14 protein-coding genes are annotated in these 15,332 nt (G+C 72.9%); 8 read left to right on the forward strand and 6 right to left on the reverse strand.

Annotation, left to right across the window (positions count from 1 at the left end; translation table 11 throughout):
• Positions 1-206: 206 nt before the first annotated feature.
• The 7 genes from ABH931_RS07680 (at position 207) to rho (ending at position 8,654) form a co-directional block, all read left to right on the forward strand.
• Positions 207-2,342 carry a ricin-type beta-trefoil lectin domain protein gene (locus tag ABH931_RS07680; protein ID WP_370111198.1) on the forward strand — a complete coding sequence of 712 codons (2,136 nt, stop codon included), beginning with the start codon at positions 207-209 and terminating at the stop codon, positions 2,340-2,342.
• Positions 2,343-2,568: 226 nt separating this feature from the next.
• Positions 2,569-3,849, forward strand: coding sequence for an ATP-binding protein (locus ABH931_RS07685; RefSeq protein WP_370111200.1), 1,281 nt, complete (start codon positions 2,569-2,571; stop codon positions 3,847-3,849).
• Positions 3,846-4,268, forward strand: a complete 423-nt coding sequence (locus ABH931_RS07690) for a roadblock/LC7 domain-containing protein (protein ID WP_370111202.1) — start codon at positions 3,846-3,848, stop codon at positions 4,266-4,268. Before ABH931_RS07685 ends, ABH931_RS07690 begins: the two co-directional genes overlap by 4 nt.
• Positions 4,265-4,672, forward strand: a complete 408-nt coding sequence (locus ABH931_RS07695; protein ID WP_370111204.1) for a DUF742 domain-containing protein — start codon at positions 4,265-4,267, stop codon at positions 4,670-4,672. The genes ABH931_RS07690 and ABH931_RS07695 overlap by 4 nt, the downstream gene beginning before the upstream one ends.
• A 49-nt stretch (positions 4,673-4,721) precedes the next feature.
• Positions 4,722-5,285: an ATP/GTP-binding protein gene (locus tag ABH931_RS07700; protein WP_370111358.1), complete on the forward strand. Its 564-nt coding sequence runs from the start codon at positions 4,722-4,724 to the stop codon at positions 5,283-5,285.
• A 61-nt stretch (positions 5,286-5,346) separates the two neighbouring features.
• On the forward strand, positions 5,347-6,579 hold the full coding sequence (locus tag ABH931_RS07705; protein ID WP_370111206.1) for a styrene monooxygenase/indole monooxygenase family protein: 1,233 nt from the start codon (positions 5,347-5,349) through the stop codon (positions 6,577-6,579).
• Positions 6,580-7,289: 710 nt separating this feature from the next.
• Positions 7,290-8,654 (forward strand): transcription termination factor Rho, encoded by a 1,365-nt coding sequence (gene rho / locus ABH931_RS07710; protein WP_370111208.1) that lies wholly within the window; start codon positions 7,290-7,292, stop codon positions 8,652-8,654.
• Positions 8,655-8,663: 9 nt separating this feature from the next.
• Here the strand turns inward: rho and ABH931_RS07715 are convergent, their stop codons facing one another.
• The 3 genes from ABH931_RS07715 to ABH931_RS07725 are packed head-to-tail and all read right to left on the reverse strand — an operon-like array spanning position 8,664 to position 12,270.
• On the reverse strand, positions 8,664-11,045 hold the full coding sequence (locus tag ABH931_RS07715) for an FtsX-like permease family protein (protein WP_370111210.1): 2,382 nt from the start codon (positions 11,043-11,045) through the stop codon (positions 8,664-8,666).
• Positions 11,042-11,731 (reverse strand): ABC transporter ATP-binding protein, encoded by a 690-nt coding sequence (locus ABH931_RS07720; protein WP_370111360.1) that lies wholly within the window; start codon positions 11,729-11,731, stop codon positions 11,042-11,044. Before ABH931_RS07720 ends, ABH931_RS07715 begins: the two co-directional genes overlap by 4 nt.
• A 14-nt stretch (positions 11,732-11,745) precedes the next feature.
• A complete protein-coding gene (locus tag ABH931_RS07725) occupies positions 11,746-12,270 on the reverse strand; it encodes a PadR family transcriptional regulator (RefSeq protein WP_370111211.1) in 525 nt (174 codons plus the stop codon).
• Positions 12,271-12,387: 117 nt separating this feature from the next.
• On the opposite strand from ABH931_RS07725, the gene ABH931_RS07730 reads away from it, so the two are divergent.
• The gene (locus tag ABH931_RS07730) at positions 12,388-12,981 is read left to right on the forward strand and encodes a PadR family transcriptional regulator (protein ID WP_370111213.1); all 594 of its coding nucleotides are present in this window, start codon (positions 12,388-12,390) and stop codon (positions 12,979-12,981) included.
• A gap of 299 nt (positions 12,982-13,280) precedes the next feature.
• On the opposite strand, the gene ABH931_RS07735 is transcribed toward ABH931_RS07730, so the two are convergent.
• The 3 genes from ABH931_RS07735 to ABH931_RS07745 all read right to left on the reverse strand — a co-directional run bounded on the left by ABH931_RS07735 (position 13,281) and on the right by ABH931_RS07745 (position 15,307).
• The gene (locus ABH931_RS07735) at positions 13,281-14,075 is read right to left on the reverse strand and encodes an SGNH/GDSL hydrolase family protein (protein ID WP_370111215.1); all 795 of its coding nucleotides are present in this window, start codon (positions 14,073-14,075) and stop codon (positions 13,281-13,283) included.
• Positions 14,072-14,503, reverse strand: coding sequence for a nuclear transport factor 2 family protein (locus ABH931_RS07740; protein WP_370111217.1), 432 nt, complete (start codon positions 14,501-14,503; stop codon positions 14,072-14,074). The genes ABH931_RS07735 and ABH931_RS07740 overlap by 4 nt, the downstream gene beginning before the upstream one ends.
• Before the next feature lie 156 nt (positions 14,504-14,659).
• Positions 14,660-15,307 (reverse strand): MerR family transcriptional regulator, encoded by a 648-nt coding sequence (locus tag ABH931_RS07745; protein ID WP_370111218.1) that lies wholly within the window; start codon positions 15,305-15,307, stop codon positions 14,660-14,662.
• Between the last annotated feature and the right edge of the window lie 25 nt (positions 15,308-15,332).

Here is a 15,332-nt window from a genome sequence, read left to right on the forward strand (position 1 = left end):
CTGACCTCTGTGTTCGAGTCTTGATCTCATGAGAGCGTTCTCAGCGATCTGCACAAGCGGAGCATGTGGCTTCTCTTCTGGCTGCCCATGGAGTTCCCCGCTCAGCCAAGTGGTTTAGACCTCATGTCGTCAGAACCCTTGACGCTGCCATGGCTTCAAGAGTTCAATCAGCGCGCCCCCACCCTTCCTGACCGAGAGGTCCCGCCATGCATGCTTCGCGCCGGCTGGCCGTCGCCGCCGTGCTGCTCCAGATCCCCCTCGCTGCCGTTGCCCTGCACCCGGCCGCGGCCGCCTCCTCGGTCGGCGCGACAGGTCAGGTGGTCGGCTACGGGGGTCTGTGTCTGGATGATCGTTCGGCGTCGACGGCGAACTTCAACCCGGTGCAGGTGTACACGTGCAACGGGTCGGCCGCGCAGCAGTGGACCGTAGGTGGTGACGGGACGTTGCGGGTGCTGGGCAAGTGCCTGGACGTGAACGGTGGCGGGACGGCGGACGGGACCGCGGTCGACCTGTACGACTGCAACGGCACGGGTGCGCAGGTGTGGCAGCCGCAGTCGAACGGCTCGTTGCTGAACCCGCAGTCGGGCAAGTGCCTGGACGACACCAACTGGTCCACCACCCCCGGCACCCAGTCCCAGATCTGGACCTGTGCGGGGAGCGCCAACCAGCAGTGGACGCTCCCCACCGTCTCGACCTCGGCCAACCCCTTCGGCCCCAACGTGCTGGTCTTCGACCCCTCCATGTCGTCGGCCGCGATCCAGAGCCAGCTCGACTCCGTCTACAGCCAGCAGCAGTCGAACCAGTTCGGCAGCAGCCGCTACGCGCTGCTGTTCAAGCCGGGCAGCTACAACGTCAACGTCAACGTCGGCTTCTACACCCAGGTGCTGGGCCTCGGGCAGTCGCCGGACAGCACCGTGATCACGGGCGGCGGCGTCAACGCCGACGCCCAGTGGAACGGCGGCAACGCGACGGAGAACTTCTGGCGCGGGGTCGAGAACCTCACCATCGACCCCTCCTCGGGCAGCACCAAGTGGGCCGTCTCCCAGGCGTCGCCGATGCGCCGGGTCCACATCGACGGCAACGTCGTCCTGGACGACAACGGCGGCTGGTCCAGCGGTGGCTTCCTCGGCGACGCCAAGGTGGAGGGGCAGCTCAACTCCGGCAGCCAGCAGCAGTGGCTCTCCCGCAACGACGAGTTCGGCAGCTGGACCGGCTCCAACTGGAACATGGTCTTCGTCGGCGACACCGGCGCGCCCGCGCAGAGCTTCCCGAACCCGCCCTACACCACCGTCGGCCAGACGCCGGTGAGCGTGGAGAAGCCCAGCCTCTACGTCGACGGCTCCGGCAACTACAACGTGTTCGTGCCCGCGCAGCGCACGAACTCCACGGGCGCCGACTGGACGGGCGGACAGACCCCGGCCGGGACCTCACTGCCGCTCAGCGCCTTCTACGTCGCGACGCCGTCGGACACCTCCGCGACGCTCAACGCCGCCCTGGCCGCCGGCAAGAACCTCATCTTCACCCCCGGCGTCTACCAGCTGAGCGACACCCTGCACATCACCCGCGCCGACACGGTCGTGCTGGGCCTGGGGCTGGCGACCCTCGTCGCGAACAACGGCGTCACCGCGATCTCGACCGACGACGTGGGCGGGGTCCGCGTCGCCGGGCTCATCGTCGACGCGGGTGGCACCAACTCGGCCTCGCTGATGCAGATCGGCCCGTCCGGGGCCTCGGCGGACCACTCGGCCGACCCGAACGTGCTCTCCGACGTCTTCTTCCGCGTCGGCGGCGCGGCTGTCGGCAAGGCGAGCCGGACGCTGGTGGTCAACGCGAACAACACCATCGGCGACGACCTGTGGCTGTGGCGGGCCGACCACGGCAACGGCGTCGGCTGGACCAGCAACACCGGCGCCAACGGCCTGACCGTCAACGGCGCGAACGTGACCATGTACGGGCTGGCTGTCGAGCACTACCAGCAGTACCAGGTGCAGTGGAACGGCAACGGCGGCCGCACCTACTTCTACCAGTCCGAGATGCCCTACGACCCGCCGAACCAGGCGGCGTGGATGAACGGGAACAGTGACGGCTGGGCCTCCTACGAGGTGGCCCCGGGCGTCACCAGCCACCAGGCGTACGGCCTGGGCGTGTACTGCTACTTCAACGTGAACTCGAGCGTGGTCGCCGACCATGCCGTCGAGGTGCCGAGCACCTCGGGGGTCGCCCTGCACGACGCCATGGACGTCTCCCTCGGCGGCACGGGCACGATCACCCACATCGTCAACGGCACGGGCGCGACGGTCCACAGCGGATCGACCGTCGCGGACCTCGTCAGCTACCCCTGACCTCCCCGGAGTCGAACCCGTCCGGCGGGAAGGTGGCGCGTACGCGTCACCTTCCCGCCGTTTCCACGTCACGATCTCTCAGTCCAATTCACCTAATCTGCCTGGAAGTTGACGAGAAGTCGCCCGGGCCGAGTGGAATACGGAATCGTTCGTATGATGTGATGGGTGTGACATAAGTTCCAAATGCTTCCGATGCGCCGGCTGCTGCGCCGAACTGTGGGGTCACGTGTCCACACCGAACGCCTCCGCGGCTTTCGCGGCCCTTCTCGCGGTCGTCCTGCTGGCGCTGCTGCTGTGGCAGCTGCGGGCCCGCAGGGCCGAGCGCCGGGAGCGGACCGCGCGGGACGCGGCGATGGACGGGCTGCGCCGGGCCTACGACGACCTCGAACGCGCGCACGGCCAGGCGCAGCAGTACAACGTGCGGCTGACCCAGGAGCTCGACGACGCCGCCGAGGAGCTGCGCCGCAGCCGCAGCGAGGGCGGCGAGGTGCTCGCCAACCTGGCCCTGCGCTCCCTCGCCCTGGTCGAGCGTCAGCTCGGACGCCTGGAGGGCCTGGAGGAGATGGAGTCCGACTCCCTGCGCCTGGAGCAGCTCTACCAGCTCGACCACCTGGCCACCCGGATGCGCCGCAACAGCGAGAACATGCTGCTGCTGGCCGGCGGTGACCAGCAGCGGCCCACCCGCCCCGGCGCCCCCGCCTCCCTGCTGGACGTGCTGCGTGCGGCCCTGTCCGAGATCGAGCGCTACGAGCGGGTCCATCTGACCGCGATCCCGGCCGTCTTCCTGCGCCCCGAGACCGCCGACGACCTCAGCCACGTCTTCGCCGAACTGCTGGACAACGGCACCGCCTTCTCCCCGCCCACCGAGGCCGTCACCGTCACCGCCTGGCACCTCGACAGCGGCGAGGTCATGATCTCCGTCGCCGACCGGGGCATCGGCATGACCGAGACCATGCTGCGTCAGGCCAACGTCGCGCTCGCCGAGTCCGGCGACGGTCACGACGTCGGTCACGGCAGCGGCCGCTCCCTCGGCCTGCGGGTCGTCACCCTGCTCGCCCACCGCCTCGGCCTGCGCGTCCAACTGCGCGTCAGCGCGGGCGGCGACGGCACCACCGCCCTGGTCGCCCTGCCGGCAGGGCTCCTGGTCGCACCCCCGGCGCCCACGCCGCTGGACACGCCTCCCGCGGGCATCCCCGTCCCGGCAGGCGCCGGCGCGCAGCGCCCGTCGGGCCCGCACCGCCCCGGTGGGCCGGCGCTGGCCGCCGTCCCCGGCGCCCGGCGCGGACCGGTCGGGGGCGGGCTCTCGGCGTCGGCAGGGCTGCCCAAGCGGGTCAAGGGCGAGAGCGGCCAGCTGGCCCACCTCACCGACCCCGGCCCCGACCGTGCGAGCGACCGGCGTCCCAAGGACGCCGGCGCCACCGCCGACGAGCTCCGCCGCCGCCTCGGCGGTTTCCAGAACGGACTGCGCGCGGCCGCAGCCCCGCGCGAGGAGGACGACAAGGCATGACCCAGGCGAATTCGCAGACCCGCTTGCGCTGGCTGCTCGGCGACGTGCTCACGGCCACACCCGGCCTGCGCGCCCTGGCGCTGGTCTCGACCGACGGCCTGCCCCTGGTGGCGGTCGACGAGGACTGCCCGGCCGAGCAGCTCGCCACCTTCGTGGCCGGCATCAACGGCCTGGCCGCCGGCCTGACCGCGCTGCTCGACCTCGGCACGCTCAAGCGGACCGTGGTCACCCTGGAGGAGGGCACGCTGATCCTCATGGCCGTGGACCGCACCGCCTGCCTGGCCGCCTACACGGCCCAGGACTGCGACCTCAGCATCGCGGCCTTCCAGATGGCCCGGCTCGTCGAGCAGGCCGGACACGTCCTGACCGCGCACGTCCGCGCCGAGGCGGCGGCCGAGGCCCAGGAGGCGACCCGATGACCGTTCCCGCGCGCTCGCTGCGCGTGCGCCCCTACGCCCTCACCGGCGGCCGCACCCGGTTCGGCCAGGTGCTGCTGGTCGAGACGCTGATCTCGGCCGTCGAGCAGCGGCCCGTCCACGCCGCCTGGCCGGGGCAGCAGACCGCGCCCGCGCTGCCCGAACTGGAGCGCATCTGCGCCCTGTGCCAGGGTCAGATGCGGTCCGTCGCCGAGGTCTCCGCGCTGCTGCGACTGCCGCTCGGCGTCGTCCGCGTGTGGGTCAGCGACCTGGTCGACGCCGGACGCATCCGCGTGCACGGAGCCACCGTCAGCGTCGGCGCGGGCGGCTCGCCCATCGGCGTCCCCGCGCGTCCCAACCGCGTGGTGCTCGAAAGGATCCTCGGAGGCCTTCGTGACCTGGCGTGACGTCAACACGCCCGGCGGCGTCCTCGTCGACGAGGTGACCACCCCGGGCATCCCGCTCACCGAACTGCCGGTCACCTCCGCCAAGATCGTGATCGCGGGCGGCTTCGGCGTCGGCAAGACCACCATGGTCGGCTCGGTCTCGGAGATCACCCCGCTGCGCACCGAGGCGATCATGACCGACGCCGGCAGCGACACCGACGAGCTCACCCCCGGCAGCGGCAAGACCACCACGACCGTGGCCATGGACTTCGGCCGCCTGCACATCGCCGCCGACCTGGTCCTCTACCTGTTCGGCGCGCCCGGCCAGCGTCGCTTCTGGTTCATGTGGGACGACCTCGCCCGCGGCGCCGTCGGCGCGGTGGTCCTGGTCGACACCCGACAGCTGGCGGACGCCTTCCCGGCCGTGGACTACTTCGAGAGCAGCGGGCTGCCCTTCGTGGTCGCCGTCAACGGGTTCGACGGCGCGCCCCTCTATGCCGACGCCGACATCCGCGACGCGCTCAGCCTCGACCCGGACGTCCCGCTGCTGCGCTGCGACGCCCGCTCGCGCGCCTCCTCGGCGCTGACGCTGGCCGCGCTCGTCCAGCACACCCTGGCCGTCTCCGATCTCTGAGGCTGCCCTCGGAGGCCCCGGCCTCCTCGTACCGACCCCCATCACCACCAGGAGCACCAACGTGGCGAGAATCCTCGTCGTCGGCGCCGGCCAGTCCGGCCTCCAGCTCGCGCTCGGCCTGCAGAACGACGGTCACGACGTCACCGTGATGACCGACCGCACCCCCGACGAGGTGCGCGGCGGCCGGGTGATGTCGACGCAGTGCATGTTCGCCACCTCGCTCCAGCACGAGCGCGACCTCGGCCTGAGCCTCTGGGAGGCCGAGGCGCCCAAGGCCCAGGGCCTCGGCGTCTCCGTCAGCGGCCCCGAGGCCGCACGCGTCATCGACTGGATCGGCCGCCTGGACGGCTACGCCCAGTCCGTCGACCAGCGCGTCAAGATGCCCGGCTGGCTGGAGCTGTTCGCCCAGCGCGGCGGCAAGGTCGTCGTCAACGGCGTCACCGTCTCCGACCTGGACTACCTGGTGCGCGGCTACGACCTCACCGTCGTCGCTGCCGGCAAGGGCGAGCTGGTCGCCATGTTCGCCCGCGACGCCGAACGCTCCCCGTACACCGCGCCCCAGCGCGCCCTCGCCGTCTCCTACGTGCACGGCCTCGCCCCGCGCCCCGAGCACGACTACCCGGGCGTGCGCTGCAACCTGGTGCCGGGCGTCGGCGAACTCTTCGTCATCCCGGCGCTCACCCTCTCCGGGCCGTGCGACATCCTGTTCTGGGAGGGCATACCCGGCGGGCCGCTCGACGTCTTCGAGCCCGCGCTGGACCCGCAGGAGCACCTGGACCGCACGCTGGAACTGATGCGCACCTACACCCCCTGGGAGTACGAGCGCACCCTCGGCGGCGTCGAGCTCACCGACGCCCGCGCCACCCTGGCGGGCCGCTACGCCCCCACCGTCCGCCGCCCCGTCGGCGAGCTCCCGGGCGGCGGCGTGGTCCTGGGCGTGGCCGACGTGGTCGTGGCCAACGACCCGATCACCGGTCAGGGCTCCAACACGGCGTCCAAGTGCGCCACCTCCTACCTGGACTCCATCCGCGCGCACGGCGACGCCCCCTTCGACCGCGCCTTCATGGAGCGCGCCTTCGAGACCTTCTGGACGGACACGGCCGCGGACGTCACCGCCTGGACCAACGCGATGCTCGCTCCGCCCCCGGAGCACGTCCTCAACCTCATCGGCGCCGCCGGCCAGCTCCCGCCCGTCGCCGACCGCTTCGCCAACGGCTTCGACAACCCCTCGGACTTCCCGAACTGGTTCTTCACCCCGGACGCCGCCTCGGCGTACCTCGCCTCACTGGGCTAGCGGATCCCTTTCCGGCCGCTGCTACTCCGCCTCGACAAACTCCTTGGCGGTGGGGAATGTTGGACGTGGGGGAGTGGCACGCGGCCGGGCGTCTGCTCGAACGGCTGGAGGCAGCCGGTGTGCTGTGGTCGCCTCCGGCCACAGCCATGGAGGTCCTCGGGCTGACCGGCCTGGAGACTCTGGATTGCCGACGGCTCCCGCCTCGACCCCGCCTCGACCCCGTTCAGGTCCGGCGTGCGACGTGCGACGTGATCGAGCAGTTGCCCTCGCGCGTCGCTGCGGAGCTGGGCACCGACGTTCGGGAGAGAAGAACCACCAGGTCCCGGGGGCGCTAGGCACCTACTCCGAGCGCGCGATCCTGCTCACCCGCCTGGGCGCACGTCACCGCGCTCGGGCAAGCCATCCGCGCCGTTTGACCAGCGCGCTTGACAAGTAGGGATCGGTTCCCTGCTACTATGTGAACAGCGGAGCACGTTCGCTTCCGCCGACTCCCGCGACTCGATCGCGGTAGAGCAAGCAGTTCAACGCTCCGGCTCGACGTCTGATGTCGCCGGAATCCGCATCACATCAGGCACCACCACGTTCATCGCACCAACCGGTCCGCGGCATGTCGCCGCACCCGGGCCATCGCGTGACGATCCCGCGATGCCGCACGTCCACGACCGCATCGGCGTGGACGCCACCGTCACACACAGAAGTGGAATCCCACCATGACCACCCTCATCGAACCCACAATCGACCACCTGCTCAAGGCCGAGCTCAGCGAGCTCGCGACCTCCCTCGGCATCACCGGCGCCGCGCGACTGCGCAAGGGCGAGCTGGTCGACGCCATCACCGCGAAGCGGGCCGCCAAGCCGGAACCCGCGACAGAGCCCGAACCCGCGACGGAGCCCGAGCCCGTGCCCGAACCCGCGACGGAGCCCGAGCCCGTGCCCGAACCCGATCCCCACCTCGTCTCCGGTGTCCTCGAGATCCGGGACGGTGCCGCCTTCCTCCGCACGTCCGGCTACCAGCCCGGACCGGGGGACCTGTACGTGTCGCAGGCACAGGTCCGCAACTTCGGCCTGCGGCAGGGGGACCTCGTCGCCGGGGATCCGGCGGAGCCGCGGAGCGGCGGTGGGAAGGGCGACCGCCGTCGCGGGCTCGGCCGGATCGTCGCCGTCAACGGTCAGCGGCCCGAACGGGCCCGTGTGCGGGCCGAGTTCGCCGATCTGACCCCGCTGCACCCCAGCGAGCAACTGCACCTGGAGACCGAGCCGGGCCGGCTCGGCACCCGCGTGATCGACCTGGTCGCGCCCATCGGCAAGGGCCAGCGCGGACTGGTCGTCGCGCCGCCCAAGACCGGCAAGACCGTCGTCCTCCAGCAGATCGCCGCCGCGGTGAACCGCAACCACCCCGACGCCCACCTCATGGTGCTGCTCATCGACGAGCGCCCCGAGGAGGTCACCGACATGCGGCGCTCCGTGCGGGGCGAGGTTCTCGCCTCCACGTTCGACAAGCCCGCGCGGGAGCACATCGCGCTCGCCGAGCTCGCGATCGAGCGGGCCAAGCGGCTGGTCGAGCTCGGGCAGGACGTCGTGATCCTGCTCGACTCGATCACCCGCCTCGCCCGCGCCTACAACACCGCCGCGCCCGGGTCCGGGCGTGTCCTCACCGGCGGCGTCGACGCCGCCGCGCTGCACAAGCCGAAGAGGTTCTTCGGTGCCGCCCGCAACGTCGAGAACGGCGGCTCGCTGACCATCATCGCCACCGCGCTGGTCGACACCGGCTCCAAGATGGACGACCTGATCTTCGAGGAGTTCAAGAGCACCGGCAACATGGAGCTGCGCCTGGACCGCCGACTCGCCGAGAAGCGGGTCTTCCCGGCGGTCGACGCCAAGGCCTCGGGCACCCGGCGCGAGGAGCTGCTGCTCGGCGCCGTCCGCACCCCCGGGGTGCGGACGCTGCGCCGCGTGCTCAGCGGGCTGGACACCCAGCAGGCCACCGAGCTGCTGCTGGACCGCCTCAAGCAGTCCAGCAGCAATGCGGAGTTCCTGCGCACCGTCACCGCCACCAGCCCGACCGCGGGCGGCTGACCGCCCGCCTCACTCCGTGCGGAGCCCGTCCGCGCGCATCAGCCGCCACAGCACCGGCAGGCTGAGCAGCGTGGCCGCCGCGACCGTCGCCGCGCCCGCCGCGAGCAGCACCCCGACGGTGCCCCAGTCGAACCGGACGGCGGTCCCCGTCATCCGCATCAGCAGCGCGCCGAGTCCGAGACCACCGGCCAAGGCCACCGGCAGGCCGAGCAGGATCGGCACCGCGCTCTGCCACAGCACCGACCAGGCCAGCGTCGACCGTCGCGTGCCGAAGGCCACCAGGACCGCCAGCAGCCGGCTGCGCTCCCGCAGTTGCTCCGTCGTGGAGACGGCCATCCCGATCGCGATCAGCAGCAGTGTCACCACCGCGCCGACCAGCAGCCCGCGCTGGATGTTGGCGAACTTCCGGTCCGTGGTGCTCGCTACGTAAGTGTCCACCGAGAGCCCCGGGACGGCGGCGGAGACGGCGTTGCGCGCCCGCTCGACGGCGTCGGGGTCGTTCGGGGCCAGCCGGATCGCACTGGTCAGGCTCGGGTCGGCCAGCCGCGTGGGCGCGAGCGCCTGCGGTGTGACGAACAGCCCGGTGCGGACCGAACCGTCAGGGCCGGGCTGCGCGGTCACCACCCGCAGGCCGGTGGGGACCGTCCACAGGTCCCTGGTCCCGTGCGACGTGGAGGACCCGGGCGGTACGGACGCCGGGGTCCCGGCCGCGCTGCGCAGGTCGAGCCGCTCGCCCGGCCGCACGGTGGGGGCCGGTCCCGCGTCGACGGTTCCGTCGGGCTGCTGCGCGACGAGGTACACCCCGCCGGGGGCGCAGCCGGTGACGCCGCTGTAGGTGGCGAGTGTGGCGCAGTCGCCGACGTTGACCTCGAGCGAGTAGTCCGAGCCGGGCACGAGCACGATCGAGGTGCGCAGGTCCGTCGCGCTCAGCACGCCGGGCGTCGCACGCAGCCCGGCGACGACCGCTCCGGCCTGGGCGGGGTCGAGCCTGGCGTCCACGCCGGCCTGCGCCCGGGTGAGGTCGCGGCCGGTCGCCGAGACGAACTCGCCGCTGACCCCGCCGAAGAGGGTCTGAACGGCGATGGCCCCGGCCACTGCCACCACCACGCCGCTGACGGCCCTGGCGGCGGGCGCCACCGACAGCTGGAGCCGCCTGGTGCCCAGTTGGACCGGCACCGGCCCGCCGCGCAGACCGCGCAGCACCCGTTCGGTCAGCCACGGCAGCAGCAGTGTCACACCGCCCAGCAGCAGCACGATCCCGGCGATCACCCGGTTCTGCGTCGAGCCGCCGAAGGACTGGCCCAGCGGGGTCGTCAGCAGCAGGGCGGTTCCGGCCACGGGCGCCAGCAGACGCCACCAGAGCCGCCGCCGCGGCGGCCGAGAGGTGCGGACCACGCCCAGCGGCTCGATCGTGACGCCGCGCAGCGACAGCGCGGTCACCACGACGGCGCAGACCGGCACGGCCAGCGCGATCAGCACCGTCAGGCCGAGCGAGGGCGAGATGTCGGACGGGAAGACGCTCAGGCCCAGCAGCTGGACCCCGGCGACGAGTTGCCGTGCCAGCCAGAACACCGCCAGCCCGACGGGCAGTCCGAGCAGTGCGCCGACCAGCGCCTCCCCGGCCGCGACCCGGTGCGTGCCACGGATGTCGACGCCGACCAGCCGCAGCGCGGCCAGCCGCCGGTCCCGCCGCTCGCCGCCGATGCGGACGGCCGTGGCGACGAAGACCCCGACCGGCACCAGGAGGACGACGAAGGTGACGACCGTGAGCAGCATCAGCAGCGGGGACAGGCCGTCGGTGACGGCGTGTCCGCCGATGCTGTCGGTCCGGTAGACCGTGTCGGTGCCCGTGTGTGCGGGATCCAGTGCGAGGGAGGCGTCGCCCGCGTAGTAGACGAGTTCGCCGGGCCCGACCAGGCCGGAGTCACCGACCGTGCCGACGTCGCGGTAGGGCAGGCGCTGGCGCAGCAGTGCGCCCTCGGGGGAGGCGAGCAGCGACCGCAGTGCGGGGGAGACGGCCATCGTGCCGTCGGCGGGCCAGGCGCCCAACCCGGGCGGGGTCTTCACCCCCGGCCCCTCGGGCTTGACCAACTCGCCGTGCACGGGCGCGCCGTGGTACTCGGTGTTCGCGTCGCGGACCAGCAGCGTCGTCGCCGAGGCCGCCAGCGGCGGCCCGTAGTAGCTGAGGTCGCGTGCGCTGCCCCGGGTGTTGCGGGTGTCCATCATCGCGGGCAGGGCGGTGGCCAGCATCATCAGCGCGACGGCGCAGCCCGCGCCGAAGGCGGTCAGCGTGGTGCGGAACCAGCTCTCCCGGCCGGAGACCGCGAAGCGGGCGCCGAGCAGCAGATCCCGCAGCCACGCGCGTGGGGCGGCGCTCGCCGTGCGGCTCACAGCGCACCCGCCGTCAGGCCGGTCGCGGTGCGGCCGTCGCGGACGACGACCTCGCGGTCGGAGTAGGCGGCGACCCTGGCCTCGTGGGTGACCAGCACCACCGCGGCGTTCGTCTCCCGGGCGGCGGCCGCGAGCAGCGTCATCACCCGCTCGCCGTTGAGCGAGTCCAGCGCGCCGGTCGGCTCGTCCGCGAAGACCACGCGCGGCTCGCCGACCAACGCCCGGGCGACGGCGACGCGTTGGCCCTGGCCGCCGGAGATCTCCCCGGGCCGGCGGTCGGCGGCGTGGGAGACCTCCAGCCGCTCCAGCCACTGGGTGGCCCGCTCCTCGGCCGCCCTGCGCTTCACGCCGCCGAGCCGCAGCGGCAGGGCCACGTTCTCCAGGCAGGTCAGTTCCGGGACCAGCTGGCCGAACTGGAAGACGAAGCCGAACTCCTCCCGGCGCAGCCTGCTGCGCTCGGCGTCGCTCTCCGTGGACAGCTCGCGGTCGCGGTAGCGCACCGCCCCCGCGTCGGGCTGCACGATCCCGGCCAGGCAGTGCAGCAGCGTCGACTTGCCCGAGCCCGACGGGCCCATGACCGCGACGATCTCCCCGGCGCGGATGGCGAAGTCGGCGCCGTCCAGCGCGGGCGTGGTCCCGTAGCTCTTGTGCAGGTCGCTCGCCAGGAGCAGTGGCCCGGGCGTCACGTCACTGTGCCGCGTCATGCGCTCACCGCCGTGCGCAGGGCGTCGAGGCGGGCGGCGGTGAGTTCCAGCCAGCGCAGGTCCGCTTCGAGGTGGAACAGGGCGTGGTCGCAGATCAGCTGGTCGACGAGGTCGCCCGAGGTCTTGCGGCGGGTCAGCTCGCGCATCAGGCGCAGGTGCTCGGCGCGCTGCGCGTCCAGGACGGCCTCGGCGCTGCGGTCGGTCAGCAGGGCGATGACGACCTTGGTGTAGAGGGTGTTCTGGAGGTAGGGCTCGGGCTTCTCCGGGCTGGCGAGCCAGGTGGCCACGTCGGTGAGCCCGGCGTCGGTGATGGCGTACCGCTTGCGCTCGGGGCCCTCGCCGGGCTCGACGCCCTCGACCTCGACGAGCCCGTTCTTCAGCAGGCGGGCCATGGTCGAGTAGACCTGCCCGTAGTGGAGCGGGCGGTCCTGGCCGAAGCGGGAGTCGAAGGCGCGCTTCAGGTCGTAGCCATGGCTGGGGCCCGCTTCGAGCAGGCCCAGCAGGGTGTGTCCGATGCTCATGACCAGGACTATACACACCAGGTATACACGGCGTGTGTACCCCGTCGGCGTGACGGCTCAGATAGACAACGAGTTGATTATTCGCGCCTGCATCCGCTCCGCCACTAGGCTGGCCGCATGGCACTGCGCAACGCGATCATGTCGACCCTGCTGGAGGGCGAGGCCTCCGGGTACGACCTGGCCAAGTCCTTCGACGCGTCGGTGGCCAACTTCTGGGCGGCCACCCCGCAGCAGCTCTACCGGGAGCTGGACCGGATGGAGGCCGACGGCCTGATCCGGGCGCGCGTCGTGGAGCAGGAGCGGCGGCCCAACAAGCGGCTCTTCTCGCTGACGGAGGCCGGCCGCGCCGCGCTGCGCGCGTTCACGGCGGTGCCACCGCGCCCGTCCGCGATCCGCGACGAACTGCTCGTGCAGGTGCAGGCCGTCGAGTCGGGTGACGCGACCGCCGTGCGGGCGGCGCTGCGCGAGCGCCTGACCGGAGCCCAGGCCAAGATCGCCCGCTACGAACGGCTGCGCGCCCGCCTGCTGGACGGCCGCTTCGAGGAGGAGTACCTCACCACGGCCGACCGCGTCGGACCCTACCTGACGCTGATGCGCGGTCTGTCCTTCGAGCGCGAGAACGAGCGCTGGTGCGAGCGGGCCCTCGCGGTCCTGGAGCGCCGCGCCGCGGCGACGCCCGCGACGCCGGCCGCCGCGCCGGGGCCTGCCTGACGTCCTCGGCGACGGGGCATCCGCGCAGGTCAGGCCGCCGGGTTGCCGCGCTGCGCCCGCCTGACGGCCGGCCTGCGTGACCGCCGGCCTGCGTGACGGCCGGCCTGCGTGACGGCCGGCCTGCGTGATGGCCGGCCTGCGTGACCGCCGGCCTGCGTGACCGCTGCGAACCAGGCGTGCTCGCTACTCGTCCCGAACCAGGCATCCTCGCCGCTCGTCCCGTGGCCGGGGCCCGGCCGGCGCCGCAGCGGGTCGTCCGCCCTGCTCGCGCGGGCCTGCCTGACGCCGGTCGGTGCAGGTCAGTGCACCCGGTGCGGGGTGGCGACCTCCCGCAGCTCCGGGCGCTTGGCGACGCGTCCGTCGCCCGAGGAGCGGCCGCGCAGGCGGCGTAGCAGCCAGGGGCCGAGGAAGCCGCCGATCCAGGCCGCCTCCTGGGCGGCCCGCCGCGCGAGCGCGACGGGCGGGAGCGGGGGCAGCGGCTCGACCCAGCGGTCGTCGCTGCCGGGCAGAGCGAGGGCGTGGGCGGCAGCCGCGGCGATCCGGGCGTGGCCGAGGGGGCTGGCGTGCAGCCGGTCCGCGCTCCACATGCGCGGGTCGGTCGTCGCCGCCTGCGGGAAGAAGTCGACGACCACCACGCTGTGCCGCTCGGCCGCGGCACGGATCCGGGCGTTGAGGTCCAGCAGCCGGGGCCGCAGTCCGCGGGCCGGCGGCGCGATCGCACCGATGTCGGGGAAGGTGAAGGTGAGCACCCGCGCGCCCGTGGCGGTGCAGGCGGCGAACATCGCCTCCAGTTCCGCGGTCACCGCCGCCGTGTCCACGCGGGGGCGCATCAGGTCGTTCATCCCGGCGACCACGCTCACCAGATCGGGTCGCAGCGCGAGGGCGGGGGCGAGCTGTTCGGCCCGGACCTGGCCGGCGAGGCGGCCGCGGACGGCGAGGTTCGCGTAGCGCAGGCCCGGCTCCCGCTCGGCGAGCGTCTCGGCCAGGCGGTCCGCCCAGCCGCGCCAGCCCGCCGTCTCGTCGCCGTCGCCCAGGCCCTCGGTCTGGCTGTCGCCGATGGCGACGAAACGGCGGTAGGGCGGCGTCGCGCTCACGCCCCGGCCTGCTGCGCCGATGCGGCCTGCTGGGCCTCGGCCTCCAGCGCCTCGGCGGCGATCCGCTCGAACTGTGCGCCCATCGCCGCGGCCAGCGCCTGCGCGCCGGAGAGCGGGCGGACCATCACCGTGAACTCGTCGATCAGGCCGTCCTCGTCGAGGTGCAGGAAGTCGCAGCCGTGCACCTCGCGGCCGTCGACGGTCGCCTGGAAGACGAAGGCGTGGTCGCGGCCGCCCGCGTCGGAGATCTCCCGGACGTAGCGGAAGTCCTGGAAGACCCGGCCGGCCCCGCGCAGGATCGCCGCGGTGATGGCCTTGCCGGGATAGGGCTTGAAGACGACGGGGCTGGTGAAGACGACGCCCTCGGCCAGCAGCGCCTCCAGGGCGTCGTGGTCGCCGGCCTCGACGGCTGCGCGGAAGGGGTGCACGGCTCGCTCCCTAGTCAACAAGTTGAGTAGCTTCTGCGGCGAGCCTAGCCGCGCCTGCCGCGCACTGTCGAGTGAGGCGGCCGAGGCGCCGCTGTGGACGAGCCGCCGGACGAACCGGCGGACGAGCCGGCGTGGATCTGCCGCTGTGGGGGCGGGTCAGCCGCCGTGGCGCCGTGCGGACTCGTCCTCCTGGGCGAGTCTGCGCAGTGCCAGCAGGGCGGGTTCCAGCAGGGCGGTCAGGACGACGGCGCGCTCGGCCATCTCCAGCGGGTCCGGCGCGCCCTCCAGCGCGTCCAGGTCGAGCCGGGCCGTCTGCTCGGCGAGCCGTGCGTAGGGGAGCAGGCCGGTCCAGTCCAGTGCGACGCCGAACTCCTGGAGGCTCGCCAGGGTGTCCGCGAGCACGGCGCGCGCGGGGGAACCGTCGTAGACCCGCCAGCCGAGCTCCCGCATCAGCGCGTCGACCGCGCCGTCCTGCTTCGTGGGCTCATGCTCGGTGGGCTCGCGCTCCGCCGCCGCGCGGTCGGGGCCGGCGGCCGGGATCACGCCCAGGGCCAGGCCGAGCACGATGTGCTGGCTCGACTGCTGCTCCGCGAGCGCGCTCAGCACCTGGCGCGTCGCGTCGACCGAGAGGCCGCGCACGCCGATGAGTGCCCGGATCAGCCGCAGCCGACGCAGGTGCTGTTCGTCGTAGTCCGCCTGGTTCGGCGAGGTCAGCCGGCCGCCGGGGAGCAGTTCCTCCCGGATGTAGTACTTGATCGTGGGCACGGAGACCCCGCTGCGGCGGCTGAGTTCCGAGATCCGCATCCCGTTCGCCTCCCTTCTCGCCAAT

It is taken from the genome of Streptacidiphilus sp. MAP12-33 (assembly GCF_041261265.1).
In the GTDB taxonomy this organism is placed as follows: domain Bacteria; phylum Actinomycetota; class Actinomycetes; order Streptomycetales; family Streptomycetaceae; genus Streptacidiphilus.

Bases quoted from the DNA above. Each gene is read 5' to 3' on its own strand.
- ABH931_RS07680 (WP_370111198.1), top strand. From the start codon at position 207: ATGCATGCTTCGCGCCGGCTGGCCGTCGCCGCCGTGCTGCTCCAGATC.
- ABH931_RS07690 (WP_370111202.1), top strand. From the start codon at position 3,846: ATGACCCAGGCGAATTCGCAGACCCGCTTGCGCTGGCTGCTCGGCGAC.
- ABH931_RS07695 (WP_370111204.1), top strand. From the start codon at position 4,265: ATGACCGTTCCCGCGCGCTCGCTGCGCGTGCGCCCCTACGCCCTCACC.
- rho (WP_370111208.1), top strand. From the start codon at position 7,290: ATGACCACCCTCATCGAACCCACAATCGACCACCTGCTCAAGGCCGAG.
- ABH931_RS07725 (WP_370111211.1), bottom strand. From the start codon at position 12,270: ATGAGCATCGGACACACCCTGCTGGGCCTGCTCGAAGCGGGCCCCAGC.
- ABH931_RS07730 (WP_370111213.1), top strand. From the start codon at position 12,388: ATGGCACTGCGCAACGCGATCATGTCGACCCTGCTGGAGGGCGAGGCC.
- ABH931_RS07745 (WP_370111218.1), bottom strand. From the start codon at position 15,307: ATGCGGATCTCGGAACTCAGCCGCCGCAGCGGGGTCTCCGTGCCCACG.